The organism is Neisseria sp. CCUG17229 (assembly GCF_047839235.1).
In the GTDB taxonomy this organism is placed as follows: Bacteria; Pseudomonadota; Gammaproteobacteria; order Burkholderiales; family Neisseriaceae; genus Neisseria; species Neisseria brasiliensis.
In genome coordinates, this window is sequence record NZ_CP181247.1 from 173,764 (window position 1) to 196,118 (window position 22,355).

Genomic DNA, 22,355 nt, shown 5'->3' on the forward strand with positions numbered 1-22,355 from the left:
GCCATCATTCATCACGGTAAAGCTAATCGGCATATTGGGTAATTGCATCCATGTCGACATGAAAAGGATGAAGCCGCTTAGGGCGTTGAAGTGTGATTGGTGAATGTTTTATTATCCATTTTAATGAATAGTTTGTAAATGTGGCAAAAGCTGTTGATGATGGGCGAATTTGAATAAGAGGTAAAGCTATTTTGTTGTAAATATTAAGGCCGTCTGAAATATTTTTTCAGACGGCCTGGGCGATGGATATAAATTGAAGCGCTCAGCGGATATCTACAAAGGCGCTGGAGTGTAATTCACGCAGCAAATTGGTGGTGGCTTGCTGGGCTTTTTGTTGAGAAATGTATTGGCGTACGGCATTGCGTTGGCGTTCTTCCGGCGTACCGGCTTCACGGATGTCGTTCAGTTTGATGATGTGCCAGCCGAATTGCGTGCGCACCGGTGCACTGACTTGACCGGGTTTGAGTTTGTGCACGGCATCTTCAAACGGGGTCACCATCATGCCGTCTGAAAACCAGCCCAAATCACCGCCATTGGCTGCGCTGCCGTCTTGCGAGTATTGACGTGCTAAACCGGCAAAATCCGCGCCGCTGCGGGCTTGGGTGTAGATTTTGCGGATGCTGCTTTCAGCTGCGGCCGCGGCGTTGTCGGAATCGGCTTTAATCAGAATGTGTTGCGCGTTGTATTGGCGCAATGGCTCACCTTCCGGCAGGGTTACGCCTTGTTGTTGCGCGCGGTTGATGAAGCGGGTGACTTCGCTGTCGCTGACACGGCTGTTTTCCATAATGGCTTGTTGGCGTACTTTTTCGACAATGATGCTGTCGCCGATTTCGCGGCGTACGCGTTTGTTGGCATTTTTCAAAGACGGATTTTGCGCAATTACGGCATCGATTTCGGCTTCGCTGGCTTGAATACCTCGGCGTTTGCCCGCTTGCACGATTAATGATTGGTTGACCATTTGCGCCACAACTTGTTGGCGCAGTTCGGTATCGGAGACTTGCGTGCCTTTCGGCAGGTTGCGGCGCGCATCGGCCAGCGCTTCGCTGACTTGGCGCTGGGTGATGATGTCGTTATCCACCACAGCAGCGATGCTGTCGGAAGCTTTGACATCGGCAGCATGCGCGGCATTCAGGCTCAGACCGAGTACCACGGCCAGCATTAAAGGTTTCACATTCATGGGTTCACTACCTCGTTGGTTTTGCTGTAGCCCGGAATGGCTAAGCGGAGTTGTTCAAAGGGATTTTGGCCGACGTTGCTCAAATCTTTCAGCTGTAAGTTGAAGAAAACGGCGTTTTTCTTGCTGTTTTCACCGGTCACGTAGCGTTGCGCCACCACGCTGGCGCTCCAGCAGCCGCAATCACTCTTGTATTCGACACCGGCCAGCATTTCCAGGGGTTTTTTCACGGTGATTTCGTAGTTGTAGCGGGCAACGGCATACAGGTTTTTACGCAGTGGCCATTGGGCGGCCAAATCGACTTGGTTTAATTTATCGTACAAATATTCCCCATCGTCTTGTAGGTAGATGCGGGCGTTGCGGTTGTGTTTGTAACGCGCACTCAACACCTTACCCGGCTCCGGATTGTAGCGGATGCCTGCCGCGTAGCTCTCGGCGCGGTTTTGGTTTTGATTGTAGTGGATGTCGAAATCAAAACGCACGCTGTCAGTCACATTGCCGTGGGCAAACGCCACCCAGTCGGAACGGTTACGCTCGTATTGGCCCACGCTGCCGTCGAGCAAGACGGTGTCGGTTTTGAAATAGAATTTCTGACCGACACCGGCGCGGAACAATTCGGCACCGGTTTTTGGGTTCAGGATACGGCTTTGCACTGCAGTCGACAGGCTGTTGGAGGCATTAATGCGGTCGTTACCCGAAAACAGGTTTTCACGGAACAATTGCTCGTAGGTGAAGCTGTTTTCCGATGTGTCGAAATTCGGTAAATCGTTTTGTGATTTAGTGGGCACATAATTGTAGAATAAACGTGGTTCCAGCGTTTGTAGATAATTGTTGCCCAAAAATTGTGTGTGGCGTTCAAACGTCATGCCGCTGTCGATGCTGGCCATTGGCAAAACACGGCTGACATGGCGGCCATCACTACCGTCGAAGCTGTCTAAATCATAATAGGTAGCATGCACACCGACTTTCGGGCGCACATAGCCCCAATTGTTGTGGAAATCCCATTTTACGCTTGGGTTCAATACCACACGGCTACCGCTTTGTTTGTCGTCATGTTCGAAGCGGGTGAATTGGCTGAATACATTAGCTTGCATATTGTCGAAGCTGCGCTGCCAGCGGCCGGACAAGCGCGGCATGATGGCGTAAGGTTCGTCTTTGTAGCCGTATTCGTTGGCCAAGGTTTGGTATTTTTGCGCCATCAGCGAGCCGTCGAAATTACCGCCCCAATAAGTGTCGTGGTAGTTTAACCAAGCTTGGCGGTTGAGGTTGACGTTGTCGGCGATGTCGTTGCGGCCGTAGAAGTCGCGATAGTAGTCGTTATCCGACACGCTGTTGAAATCCACGCCGCCACTGAGTTTGGCGGTGAATTGATGATTGTGGTTCCATTGGAATTGGTAGCGGTTGTTGTGGTCACTTTTTTTGTCGTTAGGCATCCAAGCACCGTTCACTTGCCCTCGGTATTGGGGCTCGAGATAGCGCATTTGTCCGCCCAAACGCACACCGCGGCTGGAAATGATGCCCGGGGTCACAGTGGCATCTAAATTCGGTGCCAAGTTCAAATAATAAGGCAGTGACAATTCGAGGCCGTCTGAACCGGTGGAGATATTTGGCACCAACAAGCCGCTTTTGCGGTCGCCGTTAAGCGGGAAATCGGCCCAAGGTGTGTACAAAACAGGCACACCGCCGAACACCAGTGAGGCGCCTTTGGCTACGCCGATGCCGGTTTCTTGGTTGGCATCAATGCTTTTGGCCTTGATGTACCAGCTGGCATCGCCGGGTGCGCAGGTGTTGAATTTGGTGTTGATGAGCTTGTAGCGCTCTTTGCTGTGCATTTCGGCTTTTTCGCTGACGCTTTGCAGGCGGCGGCCGTCGCGTTCGGTCGCCATGCGTACGTTTTCAGTGATGCCTGCGCCCGAATCCAAGTTGTAGTTGATGTGTTCGCCGCTGACAATGGAGCCGTTTTGATACAGCACAAACTGATTGCCGGCAGTCACGGTATTGCTGGCTTGGTCGTAATGCGCCCAATCGGCGTTGAGCACTTCATCATTGCGCTCGATAATCACATCGCCTTTGGCCTGCACTTGCACATTGGTTTGCCCTTCGACGTAATCGGCAGTGACGCGGGTGTAATCGGTGGGCAAAGGTTCTTCACCGCTGCGTTTGACAGCGGTTTCGTCTTGTTGGGCTTTGGCATGATCGGCCAAGGTTTCTTTGGTGCAAAACAGACAGGTGCTGCCCAAAGACAATTCGTCCGTTTGTTCAGACGGCCCTGCTTCTGTGGAGGCAACTTGATTGGCCGTGTCTTGGGCGGTTTCAATCGGCACGTAATCGGCCGCATCCGGCACAAACGCGCCGCCGGTCTGTGCCGCCGCCGCTGTGCTGAAGCCGACGCTTAATGCGATGACCAAAGGTTTGAGTGAAAATAAACGAGCCAAAGTTGCACCTTAAATCGGTTTTGCCAGTTAGAATAGCGTTTATTTTAACCTGAAAATCCAAAAAACTGCTATGCAACGACAAATTGAATTACAAAAATGGTTGGAAACCGTTTATCCGAATGAATCTTTTGAATTGAGCTTTGCCGCGGCCGATGCCGATTTCCGCCGCTATTTCCGTGCTACTTTTTCAGACGGCCGCACGGTGGTGTGCATGGATGCGCCGCCGGAAAAAATGAGCGTGGCGCCGTATTTGAAGGTGCAGAAATTGTTCGACATGGTCAACGTGCCGCAGGTGTTGCATGTGGATGAAGCGCTGGGCTTTATGGTGCTGAACGATTTGGGCAACACCACGTTTTTGACCGCCATGACGCAGGAAACATCCGAATCCGCCCACAAAGCCTTGTTGCTCGAAGCGATTGACGAATTGATTGTGCTGCAAAAAGCCAGCCAACCTGACCAATTGCCGCCGTATGACCGCGAAGTGTTGCTACGCGAGATTAATTTGTTCCCAGAATGGTTTGTGGCCAAAGAATTGGGCAAAGAGCTTAATTTCAAGCAGCGCCAATTGTGGCAGCAAGTGATCGATATCTTGCTGCCGCCGCTGTTGGCGCAACCGCAAGTGTATGTGCACCGCGATTTCATCGTGCGTAATCTCATGCTGCAAGCCGGCCGCCCGGGTGTATTGGATTTCCAAGACGCGCTGTATGGTCCGATTTCCTATGATTTGGTGTCGCTGCTGCGCGATGCGTTTATCGAATGGGAGGAAGAATTTGTGTTGGACTTGGTCATCCGTTACTGGGAAAAAGCCCGTGCCGCCGGTTTGCCTGTGCCGGCCGATTTTGACGAATTCTACCGTTGGTTTGAATGGATGGGTGTGCAACGCCATCTGAAAGTGGCCGGCATTTTCGCCCGTCTGTACCACCGCGACGGTAAAGACAAATACCGTCCTGAAATCCCACGTTTCCTGAATTACCTGCGCCGTGCCAGCCGCCGCTATGTCGATTTGGCACCGTTGTATGCGCTGTTGGTGGATTTGGTGGGTGATGAGGAGTTGGAGACCGGATTTACGTTTTAAGATAGAACGCGTTATTGTCCAGCATTATCGGTGTCACACTGTTTAAGCCAACACCAGCAGGCCGTCTGAAAATCCCACGTAAATTGAGACCTTTGCCAACCCCCAGATTTGAATGCAGTTCAAAGTTGTAACAGCACAGAAAATGCAGACATATCATAAAGATAGATAAGCTTTCGAGCAGCGTACAACGAAGAAATGTGCCAAAGATGGGGGTTGGCAAAGGTCTCCTATTTTCAGACGGCCTTTTACATCGGATGCCTTGCTTAAGTCGGGTAAATTGTTCACAATCAGGCCGTCTGAAAAATAATATATATTCCTCATTTACTTATGGCTCACTTTTTTATCCACCGCCCCGTGTTTGCGTGGGTGTTGTCGATTTTCATCACGCTGGCCGGTGCGCTGTCGATTTTGGCGTTGCCGCTGGAGCAGTATCCTGATATTGCGCCGCCGCAGGTTTCTGTGGTGGCGCGTTATACCGGTGCGTCGGCGGAAACGGTCAATGATTCCGTGTCGCAGGTGATCGAACAGCAGCTGACCGGTTTGGACGGTTTGATGTACATGACTTCAACCGCCGATTCGTCCGGCCAGTCGCGCACAACCATTACTTTCGAGCCGGGTACCGACATCGATGTGGCTCAGGTTCAGGTGCAAAATGCGTTGCAACAGGTGATGTCGCGCCTGCCTGAAGCGGTGCGCAGCCGCGGTGTGTCGGTGACGCGGGGCGGGCAGGATAATTTGGTGTCGTGGATGTTTTATACCGATCAGCCGAATGTGCCGCGCGTGGCGATTACCGATTATTTAGCGAGCAATGTGGTGGACGTGTTGGGGCGCATCGACGGCGTGGCAGAAGTGCAGCTTTACGGCAGCAGCTACGCCATGCGCATTTGGCTGGATCCGAATAAACTGGAACAATTCCAGCTGATGCCTTCAGACGTGCGCGCGGCTTTGGAGAGCCAGAATACGCAGGTTTCAGCAGGGCAATTGGGGCAACTGCCTTCGGTTGACGGCCAGATGCTGAATGCACCGATTCAGGCACGCAGTAAGCTGCAAACGGTTGAACAATTTGAAAACGTGGTACTGAAAAGCACGCCGAGCGGTGCGGTGGTAACGATAAAAGACGTGGCGCGGGTGGAGTTGGGCGCGGAAAGTGCCGATGTGCAAACGCGGTTCAACGGTAAAAACGGCGGCGCGTTGGGCATTGTGCTTTCAGACGGTGCCAATGCCTTGGACACGGCTGCGGCAGTGGAAGCGAAAATCCGCGAGCTGGAGCCGGATTTCCCTTATGGTATGAAAGCGCAAACCAGCCAAGACAGCGTGCCGTTTGTGAAAGCCTCGCTGAAAGAAGTGATGAAAACGCTGATTGAAGCGATTGTGTTGGTGGTGCTGGTGATGTTTGTGTTCCTGCAAAGCTGGCGCGCCACGCTGATTCCGGCGATTGCGGTGCCGGTGGTGCTGATGGGCACGCTGGGCATTTTAGCGGCCTTGGGCTATTCGATTAACATGCTGACCATGTTTGCGCTGGTGTTGGCCATCGGCTTGCTGGTGGACGATGCCATCGTGGTGGTGGAAAACGTCGAGCGCGTGATGCACGATGAAGGTCTGGACGCGAAAACCGCTACCGAAAAATCGATGAAAGAGATTTCTTCCGTGCTGGTGGGTGTGGGTATGGTGTTGTCGGCGGTGTTTGTGCCGATGGCGTTTTTCCCCGGCACTACGGGCGTGATTTACCGCCAGTTTGCCGTCACGCTGATTGCGGCGATGGGCTTTTCCGTGTTGGTGGCCTTGACGCTTTCACCGGCCATGTGCGCCCAGTTTCTGAAGCCTAAAGCGCACGACAAACCGAGCGGTGGCCTATTCAGACGGCCTTTTGCTTGGTTCAACCGCAGCTTTGAACGCTTATCGCAACGCTATGCCGGCTGGGTAGGAGGCACTTTCAAACGCGGCAAGTGGATGTTTGTCGGCTTTCTCGCCATCATCGCCGCTTGCGCTGCCTTGTTCCACTTTTTGCCGACATCGTTTTTGCCGGAAGAAGACCAAGGCTACCTGCAAGTCAGCGTGACCATGCCGTCGGGTTCGACCGACGCGCGTTTGCGCGAAACCTTGGACGATTTGGAAGCCTTTTTCCAACAGCAGCCCGAAGTCGCCAATGTGATGGCACTTACCGGCATACGCGGTAATCAGGGTTTTGGCCTGCTCACTGTGCGCCTGAAACCGTGGGAAGAGCGCAGCGCCGAGCAAAGCGCGCGGGCATTGGAACAACGCGCTTCACGCCTGTTCCGCCAGCGCAAAAACGCCAAAATTTTCGTCAACCTGCCGCCGGTGGTGCGCGGCTTGGGTTCGGCGGGTGGTTTGAATTTTGTGATTAAAGACAACAACGGCCAAGGCTACGACAAACTGGTGGCCACTGCCGAGCAATTTACCGCACTGGCCGCACAAGATGCCCGCTTACGCAGCGTGCGCGTCAACAACCAAGACCCGCGCAGTCAGGTGGTGGTCGATGTGGACGACCGCAAAGCCTTGGCTTACAGCATTAATCTGAACGACATCAATGCCGTGTTAACCAACGCTTTAGGCGGCACATACGTCAACGACTTTATCCACAACGGCCGCGTCAAACGCGTGTATCTGCAAGCCGATGCGCCATTCCGTATGCAGCCGCAAAATATCGGCGAATGGAAAGTGCGCAACCAAAACGGCGAAATGATTCCGCTCTCCGCCTTCAGCAGCGTGCGTTGGAGTGTCGCGCCGCCACAGCTGATCCGCTTCAGCGGCAGCTTGGCGATGGAAATGCAGGCTTCGGCAGGCGAGGGCGTGAGTTCGGGCGATGCCATGGCGGCGGTGGAGGAAGTCATCAAACAATTGCCGCACGGCTACAACATTGAATGGACGGGTGCATCTTTGCAGGAAAAACGCGCCGGTGCGCTCGCGCCGCTGCTGTATGCCTTGTCGGTGTTGTTTGTGTTTTTGTGTTTGGCCGCATTGTATGAAAGCTGGAGCGTGCCGTTTGCCGTCATGCTCTCGGCGGTATTGGGTGTATTGGGCGCATTATTGTTTACTTCGGCACGCGGTTTGGCGAACGATGTATTTTTCCAAGTTGGTTTGCTCACCACCATTGGCTTGGCAGCGAAAAACGCAATTTTGATTGTCGAATTTGCGGTGCAACTACAAGAACAAGGCAAAAGCATTTGGCAGGCCGCCACCGAAGCCGCCCGCCTGCGCCTGCGCCCGATTTTGATGACCTCGCTCGCTTTCGGCTTCGGCGTGATTCCGCTGGCACTCGGTACCGGCGCCGGTGCCGGCAGCAGAGTGGCCATCGGTACGGCGGTATTGGGCGGCACGGTGTTTTCAACGGTATTGGGTTTGCTGTTTGTGCCGATCTTTTTTGTGTGGATTCGGGGCTGGGTGAACAAGCGGAACGTGCGTGTGTGAAGATAAAATGAGGCCGTCTGAAAGGAGTTGCTTTCAGACGGCTTTTTATCATCAAAAACCTTATTGCGCAGGCGCGGCTTTTTGTTCTTCGCGGACTTTGTCCACCAGCAAATCAACGGTATTCATACCCGATTGCCAATCTTGAAACTTCACTTGGTATTTGCCGCCGACAATCACCACCGGTGTGCTGCTGATTTGGAAGGTGTTGGTCAGCTCTTCCATTTTATCGGCGCGGGCTTGGCTTTCAGGTGATTCAAATGCGGCCAAAACTTTTTTGCCGTCGAACGCGGTTTGTTCCGGCAGCCAAGTTTTCAACACATTCACATCGGCCAAGTTGATTTTTTGATTAACGATGGCGTCGAAAATCGGCATATCGGCGGCTTTTTCACCGGCGATTTGCACGGCAGCGGCCAAGCGCGCCAAAGGTTTTACTTCAGGACCCCAAACCACGTGTTCTTTACGCAGGTAGGTATCTTCTTGGAATGATTTGGCGTGTTCGCTCAAGACTGGTTCCAAGTGGGCGCAATGCGGGCAGAAGTAGCCGAAAAATTCGACCACTTCGACTTTGCCGGCTTGTAATTGCGGAATCGGATTGGCCAATACGGTGTAGTTTTGGCCTTCTACCAAGCCGACAGGGGCAACCGGTGCCGGTGCGGAAGCGGTGTTTTGCGTAGTGCCTTCAGCAGGTACGCTGGTTTCGGCTTGGCCGCCGCAAGCTGCCAAGGCCAGAGCCGTGAATGTGGTGAGGGTAATTTTTTTCAGGTTCATGATGTTACTTTCTATAAAAACAGGTGTGATTTTAAAACATTTTTAATAGTGCATGAACGGTTTGGGGTGAAAAAGAGGGTTTCACTGCGGGAAACAATCGTGATGTGTGGGAATTATTTTTCAGAAGACCTGAACATAAATTGGAAAACATAGCCGAAACCGTCTGCGCTGTCGTACAATAAACGGTTTTTCTTAAGGCCGTCTGAACATTTCAGCTTCGCGGAAACGATTCTTAAACATGACGGCCGAATGCTGTTTCAGACGGCATTTTGTATTAATTTTCAAACTGATGAAACGATTATGAATTTATTAGGTGCTTTGGCCAAAGTCGGCGGCCTGACCATGGTGTCGCGTATTCTCGGCTTTGTGCGCGACACAATTATTGCCCGTGCGTTTGGCGCAGGCGTGGCGACGGATGCGTTTTTTGTGGCATTCAAGCTGCCAAACCTGTTGCGGCGGGTGTTTGCCGAGGGTGCGTTTGCGCAGGCATTTGTGCCGATTTTGGCCGAATACAAGCAAACCAAATCGGAAGAAGCCACGCGCGAATTTGTGCGCCATGTGGCCGGTATGTTGAGCTTTGTGCTGGTGATTGTGACCGCCATCGGCATTTTGGCCGCGCCGTGGGTGATTTATGTTTCCGCGCCCGGTTTTGCTAAAAATCCGGATAAATTCCAGCTCTCGATTGATTTGTTGCGGATTACCTTCCCGTATATCTTATGGATTTCGCTGTCATCTTTTGTCGGTTCGATTCTCAATTCCTACCATAAATTCAGTATTCCGGCCTTTACGCCGACCTTGCTGAATATTTCCTTTATCGTATTTGCGCTGTTTTTCGCACCGTATTTCGACCCGCCGGTGATGGCATTGGCGTGGGCGGTGTTTGTCGGCGGTATTTTGCAGTTGGCATTCCAATTGCCTTGGTTGTCGAAACTCGGCTTTTTGAAGCTGCCGAAACTCAGTTTTACAGATCCTGCTGTGACACGTGTGATGAAACAAATGGCGCCGGCGATTCTCGGCGTGAGCGTGGCGCAGATTTCTTTGGTGATTAACACCATTTTCGCTTCGTTTCTGCAATCGGGCAGCGTGTCGTGGATGTATTACGCCGACCGCCTGATGGAATTGCCCACCGGCGTGCTCGGCGCGGCTTTGGGTACAATTTTGCTGCCAACCTTATCCAAACACGCTGCCAGCCAAGACAGCCAAGCCTTTTCCGACTTGCTTGATTGGGGTTTGAGATTATGTATGCTGCTGACTTTGCCAGCGGCGGTGGGCTTGGCGGTGTTGTCGTTCCCATTGGTGGTAACGCTGTTTATGTACCGCGAATTTACCTTGTTTGACGCGCAAATGACGCAACACGCGCTGATTGCCTATTCCTTCGGCCTGATTGGTCTGATTATGATTAAAGTGCTGGCGCCCGGTTTTTACGCACGCCAAAACATTAAAACGCCGGTGAAAATCGCCATTTTCACACTGGTGTGTACGCAGTTGATGAACTTGGCTTTTGTCGGCCCGCTCAAACACACCGGCTTGGCGCTCGCCATCGGCTTGGGGGCGTGTTTGAACGCCGGTTTGCTGTTTTACCTGCTGCGCAAACACGGTATTTACCAACCCGGCGCGGGCTGGGGCGCGTTTCTCGGCAAAATGCTGCTGGCGCTGGCGGTAATGGGCGGCGGCTTGTGGGCGGCGCAAACCTATTTGCCGTTTGCTTGGGTCGATGTCGGCGGCCTGCAAAAAGTGCTGCAATTGTGTGTGTTGCTGGCGATTGGCGGCGGCCTGTATTTCCTGACCTTGGGGCTGCTTGGTTTCCGTCCGCGGCATTTTAAGCGCTCGGAAGGTTAGGGGTTTCAATATGAAAATGCCGGTAGAAACATGCCGTTTGAAACTTTTCAGACGGCATGTTTATTTACAAAGGCGCATTGTCGATTTTCGATAAATCTGTGTTGATTGCAAAAATTTTACCGTTCACATGCGGCACACCGAAGCTTTTCAAACGTGCGGTGTGCATGGTCAGATAATTTTGTGCATCTTGCTCGGTAGCAAAATAATAAATGCCGCCGGCTTCTTGCGCCGCTTGGTTTTCCGTCCAAAATTTCCAAATCAAACCCGGCTCTTGGGCGATGGATTCGGCCAGCGTTTTCATTTCAGCAGCCATCTCTTCGCCCCATGGGCCTTGATAGGGGAAATCGACTTGTAAGATAAACATTTTTTGTCCTTTAGATAAGTGCAATACAGGCCGTCTGAAACTTTTCAGACGGCCTGTATTCATGATTAAAACAATTTCTTCACTTCCGCTTCAATATCATCGGCACGCATAAAGGTTTCGCCGATGAGGAACGTGTGCACGCCGTGGCTGCGCATGAAATCGACGTCGTTTTTATCGCGGATGCCGCTTTCGGTGATGACGGTTTTGCCGCTTAAATCGGGCAATAAATCCAGCGTTTGCTGCAAATCAACGTGGAAAGTGCGCAGGTTACGGTTGTTCACGCCCCACAGCGGGGTGGTCATGTTGCGGCATTTTTCCAGTTCGGATGCGTCGTGTAATTCGAGCAATACCGACATGCCCAAGTCATGTGCCACTTGTTCGAAATGTTCCAATTGTTCCGCTTCTAAAGCGGCGGCAATCAGTAAAATGGCATCGGCGCCCCATGCGCGGGCTTGGTAGATTTGGTATTCGTCGATGATGAAATCTTTGCGCAACACCGGCAAACTCACCGCCGCGCGCGCCTGTTTCAAATACTCGGGCGAACCTTGGAAATAAGGCTCGTCAGTCAACACCGACAAACACGCCGCGCCGGCCGCTTCGTAGGCTTTGGCGATTTCGACAGGGTTGAAATCGGCGCGGATCAAGCCTTTGCTCGGGCTGGCTTTTTTCACTTCGGCAATAATGCCCGGCAGGTTTTGCGCGTGTTTGGCATGCAGCGCATCGGCAAAACCGCGCACCGGCTCAGCGGCACGGGCTTGGGTTTTCATCTCTTCTAAAGAAACAGCGGCTTTTTGCGCAGCGACTTCTTCAGCTTTGGTGGCCAGAATTTTATTCAGAATGTCGGTCATGGTCGGCTTTCGGAAAAGTTTGGGAAATCAGTTGGGGTTGTTCGGTTTAAAATTTCAGACGGCCTGAGAGCTTAATCTTATAGTTTCGGCAACGTTAATCGGGTTTTATATGCCCACATCCGCAGCACATAGCCGCCAATCAGCAGGATATTCAGCGTCAGCGGGTTGACCCAGTTCCAGCGGTCGAGCAGGAACACGGCCAGCGCGACGATCACAGCGACGGTGCCATAAAAATCCTGCCGCATAATCATCGGAATGTCGTTCACCAGCACATCGCGCACCACGCCACCACCAACGGCGGTGATGAAACCGAGCATGACCACGCCAAAGACGTTTAAATCATACATCAGCCCAACTTGTGCGCCGGTGATGGTGAAAGCCACCAGCCCGAGCGAGTCTGCCCAGACGAAGGCTTCGGCTAATACGCGGCCTTGGTTGTTTTGCACTTTAAACAGCCACGCCGCCAGCACGGTTAGCGCGGTAATCGTCAAAGCGCCGTATTCGGTAAATACCAGTGGCATGCGCCCGACCAAAGCATCGCGAATCAGGCCGCCACCGATGGCGGTGAGCAGCGCGCAAATCCACACGCCGAGCATGTCCAGCCGTTTGCGCGCACCCACCAGATAGCCGGAAAGGGCAAAGGCAATCGTGCCGATAATGTGGATGACGTCGGTGGCGGTCATGGGTGAGTTTGTGTGGAAAAGTCAATGAAGCGAGATGATAGCATGAAGCGGTGGGGAAGGGGGAAGGCCGTTCAGACGGAGTGAGACCTTTGCAAACTCCTCATCTTTGGCACATTTCTTCGTTATGCGCTGCTCGAAAGCTTGTCTATCTAAGTGATATGTCTGCGCTTTCTGCGCTGCTATAACTTCAAACTGTACTCAAATCTGGGGTTTTGCAAAGGTCTCGCTCTTTGGTTCCCCTTCAAATTGCGAAAAATATTGCAGCAAAGTGCGCGGCAGCCATTGGATATTCAGACGACCTTCATCTTGATTCACAAACCCGACATGACCGCCGTGCGACGGTTGCAGCAGGGTCACGCTGTCGGACACATCGGCCGCGGTAGGCAAGACTTCCGGTGGCAGGAACGGGTCGTTAACGGCATTGAGCATCAGTAGCGGCGTGCGCACCGATTTCAGATAGGGCTTGCACGAGCTTTGGCTGTAGTAATCGATGCGGTCGGTGAAGCCGTGCAATGGGGCAGTGAACAAATCATCGAAATTGCCCAGCGTTTTGCAGTTTTTTAACGGAGAGGCCGTCTGAAACCGCGTAAACGCTTCGGCTTTGGGAATCAGCGAATGGAGAAAATAGCGTGTGTAGAGCAGGCGGGTGACGCCTTTGTCAAAGCGCGTACCGGCAGCGACCAAGTCTAAAGGAGCGGATACAGCAGCCGCGGCTTTGGGCAGCGCATCGCGGCCTTGTTCGCCCAAATATTTGACTAGCGCATTGCCGCCCAGCGAGACGCCGACGGCGTAAATTTTGGTATAACGTTGCGCCAAAGTGTTCAATACAAAACCGATTTCCGCCGAGTCACCCGAGTGGTAAAACACCGGCGCGGTGTTGTCGATACCACCGCAACCGCGAAAATGCGCCACCACGCCATGCCAACCACACGCCTGTACGGCTTTCATCAATTCTACCGAATAATGGCTGTGGCTGCTGCCTTCCAAGCCGTGAAACAACACCAGCAAAGGCGCGTCGGGATCGGCGGCATCGACAAAATCATAGGCAACCTGCGTTTGGCCGGTGCTGTCGGGCAGCAATTCGCGGCGGTAAAGCGGCGGTTTGCCTTGCAGGGTTTTGGCGAAAATGGTTTCGGCGTTGCCGTTGCGCAGCCAAAACGGCGTATTCAGGGGCGGAAAATGTTTCATTGGGCAAAACGTTTTCGGAAAAAGAAATAATACAGCGCCAGCGTGGTGACCACGCCGTTAGTCCAGCCGACCCATACGTCAGTTGGGTAATGTACGCCCAGATACATGCGCGAATAGCCCATCAACAGCGCAAAGCAAATGCCTGCCAGCAAAATAATGCCGCGATGGCGCGAACGCATGCACAGCAAAAAGGTGAGGGTTGCCAAAGCGGCGGAAAAAGTGCTGTGGCCGCTGGGGAACGAGCTGTTGGTCTCGGCAATGATGCGCGGCCAAAATTCAGGGCGCGGGCGCGAAATGGAGAATTTGACCGCCAGCATAATCAGCGTCGGCAAAAGTGTACTCAAGCCGATAAACAGGCCGTAATCGCGCCGGCCGGTGAAGAGCAGCCACACCACCAGCAAGGCAATCACCGGTACCGCCAGCGAAGTTTTGCCAACATAGTGCATCACGCCGGCAATCGGGGTAAACCATTCGCTGGTGTGGGTGTGAATCCACATCATGAGCGGTTCTTCAAAAGCGAAACGATGGCCGGTAATCACATGAGCGGCAATGATGCCCGCGATGACCAATAATGCGACACAGACAATAAAGATAAACGTATGGCGGAAGGTATGAGTGGGGGGCGTGTGGAAATTCATTAAAATGTTTGAAATCTTGATAATTCAGTAGGTTAATAAAACAAAAGCTATAAAAATCTCGATATTGATAGTCTATTGCATTAGTTTTTGATAATTATTGCTTTTTTCTCATTGGAAAAGCAGGTAAAGGCCAAGGCCTTGCGTGACAAAACTTGCTATTCTGTCATCAAAAGGGGCGCGCAGACAATGTTGCACCCAATCACACAAACCATTGTCGTGCAGTTCAGACGGCATATAACAAGGCGTCAAGCGGTAAGGTAAAAAATCGCAAACGCTGTTTTCTAGTCGTTTCAAATTTCTATTTGAAACGACTATACCCAACATACGGAGGTTATCATGTCAGTCTTCTTTTTAAACGTCATTATGGTCATCGGCTTCGCATCGCTGGCAACGTTGGCAGCGTTGTGGGTGAGTGAGCCGGATTTGTAACTCAGTTTTTGATTTCATTCAAAAGGCCGTCTGAAACGTTTGGTTTCAGACGGTCTGAGTCCTTTACAAACTCTCAAGAACCAGCAATAAAAACTTAAACGCCGTCATTCCCGCGCAGGCGGGAATCCATTTTTCAGCATAGCAAACTATTGAATAAAATAGGGTTATTAAAGCTTGAGATGGATTCCCGCCTGCGCGGGAATGACGGCGGTTTAGGTTTTTATTAATGATTCATCAGTTTTACAAAGGTCTCAGTTTTTATTGTTCAAACTGTATCTTTCAATTCCGCCCCCAAATCATGCAAGCGTTGCAACACATCCGCCCACGCCGTATCCAGCAGTACACAAGCAGCGCCTTCTGCTTTAATGCCGAAATCAATATGCGAATGCACACGCTGGCCGTTGTCGTCGGTGCGCGCCACCGTCGGCAGGCTGTATGAGCGCACGCCGGGGTAGGTTTGCTCAATGTATTCCATCAGTGGTGTCAGGCGTGATTCGGGCTGGCCGAACACATACACGCTGCGAAAATCGCTTTCTACCTGATTGAAACGTTCGGCGTAATACGTGTCCAATACCCATTCCGCCATCGGGTGCGCCATCACCGGAAAGCCGGGGAAGAAATAATGCTCGCGGATGGAAAAGGCGGCGATGTTGTTGAACGAATTGGGTACAATCTCTGCGCCTTCAGGAAAATCCGCCATGCGCAAACGGTTGGCGTGTTCCGCCGAATCGAGCGACTCGCCGCGGCCTAAGGTGACGCCGTCGATATTGGCCGCTGCTTCGGGATGGCGCACCACCGGCACGCCCAACGCCGCCGCTGCGGCCTGACGCGTGTGGTCATCCGGCGTGGCACCGATGCCGCCGGTCACAAAAGTTGGCAGGCCGTCTGAAAAACTGCGCTGTAACTGCGTCACCAGCAAATCGAAATCATCGGGCAGATATTGCACCTGATTGAGCTTCAGGCCGCGCGATTCCAACAAAGATTTGAAAAACGCAAAATGCTTGTCTACCCGTGTACCGTGCAGGATTTCGTCGCCGATGATGATGAGGTTGAATCGATTCATGATAAAAGCTTTCGTTTTGAGCAGGCCGTTGTAGGGAAAGAGAGGCTGTGCGGACACAAAATCCGCTTTTTCAGACGGCCTAAACTGGATTATCTGCCGTATTTATAAGATAATAAACCCAATTTAACGGATATGCGCCTGAGAAGCGCATTTATTTTTAGTCTGACAGGATTTTTTATGAGCCAAAATCATACCATTTTGCAGTCGTTGCCGACCGGCCAAAAAGTCGGCATCGCCTTTTCCGGCGGCTTGGATACTTCAGCCGCGTTGTTGTGGATGAAACTCAAAGGCGCGCTGCCTTACGCCTATACCGCCAACTTGGGTCAGCCTGACGAAGACGATTACAACGCCATTCCGAAAAAAGCGCTGGAATATGGCGCAGAAGCCGCCCGCCTGATCGACTGCCGCGCGCAATTGGCGCACGAAGGCATCGCCGCGATTCAGTGCGGTGCGTTCCACGTTTCCACCGGCGGCATCACTTATTTCAACACCACCCCGTTGGGTCGTGCGGTGACCGGTACCATGCTGGTGTCGGCGATGAAAGAAGACGATGTGAACATCTGGGGCGACGGTTCGACCTACAAAGGCAACGACATCGAGCGTTTCTACCGCTATGGTTTGCTGACCAATCCAGCCTTGCGTATCTACAAACCTTGGCTCGACCAACAATTCATCGATGAATTGGGCGGCCGCCATGAGATGAGCGAATTCTTAATCGCCAACGGCTTCAACTACAAAATGTCGGTAGAAAAAGCCTACTCGACCGACTCCAACATGCTGGGTGCCACCCATGAAGCCAAAGACTTGGAATTCTTGAACACTGGCATCAAAATCGTCAAACCGATTATGGGTGTGGCGTTCTGGGATGAAAGCGTCGAAGTGAAAGCGGAAGAAGTGAGCGTGCGCTTTGAAGAGGGTGTGCCGGTTGCTTTGAACGGCAAAGAATACGCTGATCCGGTGGAATTGTTCTTGGAAGCCAACCGCATCGGCGGCCGTCACGGCTTGGGCATGAGCGACCAAATCGAAAACCGCATCATTGAAGCCAAATCACGCGGCATCTACGAAGCCCCGGGCATGGCTTTGCTGCACATCGCCTACGAGCGTTTGGTGACCGGCATCCACAATGAAGACACCATCGAACAATACCGCATCAACGGCCTGCGTTTGGGTCGTCTGCTGTACCAAGGCCGCTGGTTCGACAGCCAAGCCCTGATGTTGCGTGAAACCGCACAACGCTGGGTAGCCAAAGCCATCACCGGCGAAGTGACCTTGGAATTGCGCCGCGGCAATGACTACTCAATTCTGAACACCGAATCGCCAAACCTGACCTACCAAGCAGAACGCTTGAGCATGGAAAAAGTGGAAGATGCTGCGTTCACCCCGCTCGACCGCATCGGCCAATTGACCATGCGCAATCTGGACATTGTCGATACCCGCGCCAAACTGGGCATCTACTCGCAAAGCGGTTTGCTGCAATTGGGCGAAGGCTCGGTATTGCCGCAATTGGGCGAGAAAAAATAATTCAGTTGATTTGAACTGATTGAATAATCAAGGCCGTCTGAAACATTTGTTTTCAGACGGCCTTTTTTAAGATTGGTTGGTTTAACCCTGATTCTTCCACGTCAACGCCAAATCATACAATGCCTTTTTGCTCTCGCCGGTAATCTTCGCCGCCAAATCGGCAGCTTGTTTGGTCGGCAGATCGGTAGCCAAGACTTTCATTACGTTTTGCGCATGGTCGGGCAAATCGCTGCTTTTTTCTTTCACGGCAGGATGCAGAATCAACACCATTTCACCGCGGGTTTGGTTGCTGTCTGCCTGTAAGGCCGTCTGAATCTTGCTGACCGTGCCGCTGAGGAAGGTTTCAAAAGTTTTGGTGATTTCGCGTGCCAACACCAATTGGCGTTCGGGAAACAGGGCGGCCATGTCGGCCAAGGTGGCTTCGATGCGGTGCGGCGTTTCAAACATCACAATCGGATAATCGGCTTCTGCCCATTTGGCGAACAGTTTTTGCCGTTCGCCCGATTTTGGCGGTAAGAAGCCGTTGAAATAGAAATTCGGCTCGCTCACGCCGGCGACGCTGAGTGCGCCCATCACCGCGCTGGCACCGACCACCGGCACCACTTTATAGCCGGCTTGGCGCACGCGTTCGGCCAGTTTTGCACCGGGATCGCACACGGCAGGCGTGCCCGCATCGGAGACTTGCGCCACCATCAGGCCGTCTGAAAGGTATTGGATGATTTTGTCGGCCATGTGCTGCTCGTTGTGTTCGCGCACGCTGACGAGTTTGCCCTGTATGCCGTAGGCGCTCAATAATTGGGCGGTCACGCGCGTGTCTTCGGCGCAGATAATGTCGGCGGTTTTCAACACGGCCAAGGCACGCAGGGTGATGTCGGCCAAATTGCCGATGGGGGTGGCGACCACGTATAATGTTTGCGCGCTCAGGCTGTCGCAGGCTTTTTGATGGTGTTTTTGAATCATGATGTTTTACGGCATGGTGGCCGTCTGAAAGAAAGTGCGCTCATTATATAATAAGGGGAACAAGATATGCGTTTAAACCACAAACAGGGCGCGGCAGGCGAAGATGCGGCGCTGGTGTTTTTGCAGCAGCAGGGCTGCCGCTTAGTGGCACGCAACTGGCATTGTCCGTATGGGGAAATCGACCTGATTGTCAAAAACGGTAACATGATTCTGTTTGTTGAAGTAAAATACCGCAAAAACCAGCAATTCGGCGGGGCGGCATACAGTATTTCTTCGTCCAAATTATTGAAATTGCAACGAAGTGTAGAGTATTATTTGCAACAACACGGCCTGAATCATGCCCCATGCCGCTTGGATGCGGTGCTGATTCAGGGAAGCCAACCGCCCGAATGGGTGCAAAACATCACAGGTTGATTGATTAGATGACGACATTACAAGAGCGCGTGGCGGCGCATTTTAGCGAAAGTATCGAAGCCAAGCAGCAGGCGGCACAAGTGTTGGTCGAGCCAACCGCAGAGGCCGCCCAATTGTTGCTGCAATGCTTGATGAACGACGGCAAAATTTTGGTGTGCGGCAATGGCGGTTCGGCTGCCGATGCGCAACACTTTGCCGCCGAGATGACCGGCCGTTTTGAAAAAGAACGCATGGAATTGGCCGCAGTGGCGCTCACCACCGATACGTCCGCACTCACCGCCATCGGCAACGATTACGGCTTTGACCATATTTTCAGCAAACAGGTGCGCGCTTTGGGTCGTGCCGGTGATGTGCTGATCGGCATTTCTACCTCGGGCAATTCCGGCAACGTCATTGAAGCGATGAAAGCGGCGCACGAGCGCGATATGCACGTCATCGCCATGACCGGCCGTGACGGCGGTAAAATGGCGGCGATGCTGAAAGACAGCGATGTGTTGCTCAACGTGCCGCACCCGCGCACCGCCCGCATTCAGGAAAACCATATCCTGCTGATTCATGCGATGTGCGATTGCATCGACACCATGCTGCTCGAAGGCATGTGATTTCTGTTCAGACGGCCTTATTCAATCAAGGCCGTCTGAAATCTGTTTGACATCATCCGAAAGGACGTTTATGAACAAACCATTCCAAACCTTGCTGACGGCAGCTTTGTTGGCAGCAACTTTGAGCGGCTGCGTCAGCGCTGTGGTCGGCGGCGCGGCTGTGGGCACCAAATCTGCGGTTGACCGCCGCACCACCGGTGCGCAAACCGACGACAATGTGATGGCCTTGCGTGTTGAGCAAACCGCATTGTCTTATTTGCGCCAAAACAATCAAACTGCTGATTACCAACCCAAAATCAATGTAGTCAGCTACAACCGCCGTTTGTTGCTGCTGGGTCAAGTGGCGACCGAAGGCGAAAAACGTTTTGTCGAACAAATTGCCCGTTCCGAGCAGGCTGCGGAAGGCATTTACAACTACATCACAGTAGCCACACCGAGCCGCACTTTTGGTAATGTCAGCGCCGATACTTGGGGCACTTCCAAAGTGCGCGGTACCTTGTTGGGCGTGAAACCGGCTACCCAAGCGCGCACCAAAATCGTGACGTATGACAACGTGACTTATGTGATGGGTATTCTCACGCCTGAAGAGCAGGCTTTGGTTACCCAAAAAGTCAGTACCACACTAGGTGTACAGAAAGTCGTGACCCTGTATCAAAACTATACCCCACAATGATAAGAATGCCGTCTGAAACCCTTCAGACGGCTTTACCGAATCTTTGATTCGCCACACCAACGGACAGTTTCTATTCATGGCAAAACAGAAATTCCAACTCAGACCGAAACACTTGATTACGACTATCTTAGCTGTCTGTGTTTTGGCCATTATTGCATTGATTATCGGCGTCGTCGGTACGTTTAAACCGCGTGACGAAGAGCGCAGTCAGGAAGAGCAGGTACAAAAACAGCAGCGCGAGGCCAATCGCGTTGAAGTATGGAAACCCAATGGCAGCAGCCAAGAAACCGTTATCTTGAATCCGGATGCCGTCAATACGGCGCGTACCCCCACAGGCGGACAAAACGCAGCGGATAACGACGAGCAGGCCGCACGTAATCCGTTTATCAATTCTTCGCCTTCAGGCAGCCGTGCCGAATCGCGTGAGACGCAAGAGCAGCCACGCCGTGCCCATCCGCGCAGCGACAGCGAAAGCAACCGTGCGCGTCCGGCAGAAACGCAACCTGCCCAACCGGCACCATCGCTGCAAAGCCCGACTGTCGAAGCGCCGCGTCCGGTAGAACAAGCCGTGCTGGTTCAGCCGCGCAACGAGCCTAAGCCTGAACCTAAACCGGAACCACGCCCAGAGCCGAAACCTGAGCCACGTCCGGCACCGGCGCCTGCACCGCAACCGAAACCGCAGCAAAAAGAAGTCATCGATAATTTATTCTGATGCGCGGGCGGTAGGCCACAGTTTTAAACCTTTCAGACGGCCTAGGGAATCATTCATCAGTTCCCATGACTAGGCCGTCTGAAAACATGAAGGAATGTATCAACATGATGGATGAAGTATCAATTAAAACCCCCGAAGAAATCGAGAAAATGCGTGAACTCGGCCGCTTGGTCGCCGAAGCGCTCGATTATATTACCCCGTTTGTGAAACCGGGCATCACCACCAATGAAATCGACAAGCTGGTGTATGACTACCATGTCAATGTACAAGGCGGCTATCCGGCGCCTTTGAATTACGGCAATCCACCGTATCCGAAATCATGCTGCACGTCTGTCAATCACGTTATCTGCCATGGTATTCCTGATGATAAGCCTTTGAAAGAAGGCGATATTTTGAATATCGACTTAACCATTAAAAAAGACGGGTTTCATGGCGACTCCAGCCGTATGTTTACCGTTGGCGAAGTGAAACCGTTTGCCCAACGTCTGATTGACGTGACTCACGAATCGATGATGGCCGGTATTGAAGCAGTTAAACCGGGTGCGACTTTGGGCGATGTCGGCTATGCCTGTCAGCAGGTCGCCGAAAATGCCGGCTATTCGGTGGTGCAGGAATTCTGTGGCCACGGCATCGGTCGCGGCTTCCACGAAGCGCCGCAAGTGTTACACTACGGCCAAAAAGGCCAAGGCTTGGTGCTTGAGCCGGGCATGATTTTTACCGTAGAGCCAATGATTAACCAAGGCAAACGTCATTTGCGTATACTTCCCGACGGTTGGACAGTGGTTACGAAAGACCGGTCCCTGTCAGCCCAATGGGAGCACGAAGTATTGGTGACCGAAACCGGTTATGAGATTCTGACCATCAGTCCGGCAAGCGGTAAACCGTAAACAAAAGTAGGTTTTTGTAAAAAATAGACAAGAAGAGCGGTATTTATCATTTTAAGTAATTGATTTTTCTTTAAGAAAGTATCAATAATTGGCCGGCAACCGGGATTTATTCCGGTTGCCGGCCAAAATCATCACATTTCTCTTGAATGATGTGTCGGATATATCTGTATAATTAGGGAAAACGGTATAGAGTGGATGCTTTACTTTTCAACAGGCCGTTCTCGAGGCTTGACCAGTAAAATTTTTACCGTCCGTTTAGATGACAATATCAGACATTAAGAAGGAAATCTCATGAAGTCATTTGAGAAAATTGATAATATCCGTGACATCCGCAAAAAACTCGGTTTAAATCAAATGGACTTTTGGAGTCAAATTGGGGTGACTCAGTCCGGCGGTTCACGTTATGAGTCAGGCCGTAACATGCCGAAACCGGTGCGAGAACTGTTGCGTCTGGTGCATATCGAACAAGTTGATTTATCGAAGGTCAATCGCGATGATTTAATTGTTGCCTCCTTGTTAAAACAGCGCCATCCGGAGCTGTACGCATCTTTGAAAAAAGATGCCAAGGCAAGTAAGGATAAATAAATTCAGAATTTTGTGCCTGTCAGCCCAGCAGATGTAAACCCGAGGCCGTCTGAAACGCAAATCTCGTT

Annotated in this window: 20 protein-coding genes; 10 read left to right on the forward strand and 10 right to left on the reverse strand. The window is 52.2% G+C overall.

Annotation, left to right across the window (positions count from 1 at the left end; all coding sequences use genetic code 11):
• Positions 1 to 262: 262 nt before the first annotated feature.
• Together ACM67B_RS00865 and ACM67B_RS00870 are read right to left on the reverse strand one after the other, a co-directional pair.
• The gene (locus ACM67B_RS00865) at positions 263 to 1,177 is read right to left on the reverse strand and encodes a peptidylprolyl isomerase (RefSeq protein WP_416189762.1); all 915 of its coding nucleotides are present in this window, start codon (positions 1,175 to 1,177) and stop codon (positions 263 to 265) included.
• Positions 1,174 to 3,609: an LPS-assembly protein LptD gene (locus ACM67B_RS00870; protein ID WP_416189763.1), complete on the reverse strand. Its 2,436-nt coding sequence runs from the start codon at positions 3,607 to 3,609 to the stop codon at positions 1,174 to 1,176. Before ACM67B_RS00870 ends, ACM67B_RS00865 begins: the two co-directional genes overlap by 4 nt.
• 70 nt (positions 3,610 to 3,679) lie before the next feature.
• Here ACM67B_RS00870 and amgK point away from each other — a divergent pair, with 70 nt between their 5' ends.
• Both amgK and ACM67B_RS00880 read left to right on the forward strand, forming a co-directional pair.
• Positions 3,680 to 4,684: an N-acetylmuramate/N-acetylglucosamine kinase AmgK gene (gene amgK, locus ACM67B_RS00875; RefSeq protein ID WP_416189764.1), complete on the forward strand. Its 1,005-nt coding sequence runs from the start codon at positions 3,680 to 3,682 to the stop codon at positions 4,682 to 4,684.
• 327 nt (positions 4,685 to 5,011) lie between these two features.
• Positions 5,012 to 8,113 (forward strand): efflux RND transporter permease subunit, encoded by a 3,102-nt coding sequence (locus ACM67B_RS00880; protein ID WP_416189765.1) that lies wholly within the window; start codon positions 5,012 to 5,014, stop codon positions 8,111 to 8,113.
• A 60-nt stretch (positions 8,114 to 8,173) separates the two neighbouring features.
• Here ACM67B_RS00880 and ACM67B_RS00885 read toward each other — a convergent pair whose 3' ends face one another.
• Positions 8,174 to 8,881, reverse strand: a complete 708-nt coding sequence (locus ACM67B_RS00885; protein ID WP_416189766.1) for a thiol:disulfide interchange protein DsbA/DsbL — start codon at positions 8,879 to 8,881, stop codon at positions 8,174 to 8,176.
• A 300-nt stretch (positions 8,882 to 9,181) separates the two neighbouring features.
• On the opposite strand from ACM67B_RS00885, the gene murJ reads away from it, so the two are divergent.
• Positions 9,182 to 10,720, forward strand: a complete 1,539-nt coding sequence (gene murJ / locus ACM67B_RS00890) for a murein biosynthesis integral membrane protein MurJ (protein ID WP_416189767.1) — start codon at positions 9,182 to 9,184, stop codon at positions 10,718 to 10,720.
• Positions 10,721 to 10,784: 64 nt separating this feature from the next.
• Here murJ and ACM67B_RS00895 read toward each other — a convergent pair whose 3' ends face one another.
• The 6 genes from ACM67B_RS00895 to ACM67B_RS00920 form a co-directional block, all read right to left on the reverse strand.
• Positions 10,785 to 11,084, reverse strand: a complete 300-nt coding sequence (locus tag ACM67B_RS00895; RefSeq protein ID WP_095501734.1) for a monooxygenase — start codon at positions 11,082 to 11,084, stop codon at positions 10,785 to 10,787.
• A gap of 65 nt (positions 11,085 to 11,149) precedes the next feature.
• Positions 11,150 to 11,932, reverse strand: coding sequence for an indole-3-glycerol phosphate synthase TrpC (gene trpC, locus ACM67B_RS00900; protein WP_416189768.1), 783 nt, complete (start codon positions 11,930 to 11,932; stop codon positions 11,150 to 11,152).
• 77 nt (positions 11,933 to 12,009) lie between these two features.
• Positions 12,010 to 12,615 carry a trimeric intracellular cation channel family protein gene (locus ACM67B_RS00905; RefSeq protein WP_373752803.1) on the reverse strand — a complete coding sequence of 202 codons (606 nt, stop codon included), beginning with the start codon at positions 12,613 to 12,615 and terminating at the stop codon, positions 12,010 to 12,012.
• Between the two features lie 198 nt (positions 12,616 to 12,813).
• Entirely contained in the window at positions 12,814 to 13,803 is a 990-nt protein-coding gene (locus ACM67B_RS00910; protein WP_416189769.1) for a YheT family hydrolase, read from the reverse strand.
• Positions 13,800 to 14,441, reverse strand: coding sequence for a phosphatase PAP2 family protein (locus ACM67B_RS00915; protein ID WP_416189770.1), 642 nt, complete (start codon positions 14,439 to 14,441; stop codon positions 13,800 to 13,802). Before ACM67B_RS00915 ends, ACM67B_RS00910 begins: the two co-directional genes overlap by 4 nt.
• A gap of 694 nt (positions 14,442 to 15,135) precedes the next feature.
• Positions 15,136 to 15,933 (reverse strand): competence/damage-inducible protein A, encoded by a 798-nt coding sequence (locus ACM67B_RS00920; protein WP_416189771.1) that lies wholly within the window; start codon positions 15,931 to 15,933, stop codon positions 15,136 to 15,138.
• Positions 15,934 to 16,110: 177 nt separating this feature from the next.
• Here ACM67B_RS00920 and argG point away from each other — a divergent pair, with 177 nt between their 5' ends.
• Positions 16,111 to 17,454, forward strand: coding sequence for an argininosuccinate synthase (gene argG, locus ACM67B_RS00925; protein WP_416189772.1), 1,344 nt, complete (start codon positions 16,111 to 16,113; stop codon positions 17,452 to 17,454).
• Positions 17,455 to 17,535: 81 nt separating this feature from the next.
• Here the strand turns inward: argG and rsmI are convergent, their stop codons facing one another.
• Positions 17,536 to 18,414 (reverse strand): 16S rRNA (cytidine(1402)-2'-O)-methyltransferase, encoded by an 879-nt coding sequence (rsmI, locus tag ACM67B_RS00930; RefSeq protein ID WP_416189773.1) that lies wholly within the window; start codon positions 18,412 to 18,414, stop codon positions 17,536 to 17,538.
• A gap of 66 nt (positions 18,415 to 18,480) precedes the next feature.
• Between rsmI and ACM67B_RS00935 the strand changes: the two genes are divergently transcribed.
• The 6 genes from ACM67B_RS00935 (at position 18,481) to ACM67B_RS00960 (ending at position 22,287) form a co-directional block, all read left to right on the forward strand.
• A complete protein-coding gene (locus ACM67B_RS00935; protein ID WP_095501727.1) occupies positions 18,481 to 18,828 on the forward strand; it encodes a YraN family protein in 348 nt (115 codons plus the stop codon).
• 8 nt (positions 18,829 to 18,836) lie between these two features.
• Positions 18,837 to 19,430 (forward strand): phosphoheptose isomerase, encoded by a 594-nt coding sequence (locus tag ACM67B_RS00940; RefSeq protein WP_416189774.1) that lies wholly within the window; start codon positions 18,837 to 18,839, stop codon positions 19,428 to 19,430.
• A gap of 70 nt (positions 19,431 to 19,500) precedes the next feature.
• Positions 19,501 to 20,103 (forward strand): BON domain-containing protein, encoded by a 603-nt coding sequence (locus ACM67B_RS00945; protein WP_416189775.1) that lies wholly within the window; start codon positions 19,501 to 19,503, stop codon positions 20,101 to 20,103.
• Between the two features lie 76 nt (positions 20,104 to 20,179).
• On the forward strand, positions 20,180 to 20,815 hold the full coding sequence (locus ACM67B_RS00950) for a hypothetical protein (protein WP_416189776.1): 636 nt from the start codon (positions 20,180 to 20,182) through the stop codon (positions 20,813 to 20,815).
• Positions 20,816 to 20,880: 65 nt separating this feature from the next.
• Complete coding sequence (map, locus tag ACM67B_RS00955; RefSeq protein WP_095501723.1) at positions 20,881 to 21,702, forward strand: type I methionyl aminopeptidase; 822 nt, start codon at positions 20,881 to 20,883, stop codon at positions 21,700 to 21,702.
• 291 nt (positions 21,703 to 21,993) lie between these two features.
• On the forward strand, positions 21,994 to 22,287 hold the full coding sequence (locus ACM67B_RS00960) for a helix-turn-helix domain-containing protein (protein ID WP_416189777.1): 294 nt from the start codon (positions 21,994 to 21,996) through the stop codon (positions 22,285 to 22,287).
• The last annotated feature ends 68 nt before the right edge of the window (positions 22,288 to 22,355 follow it).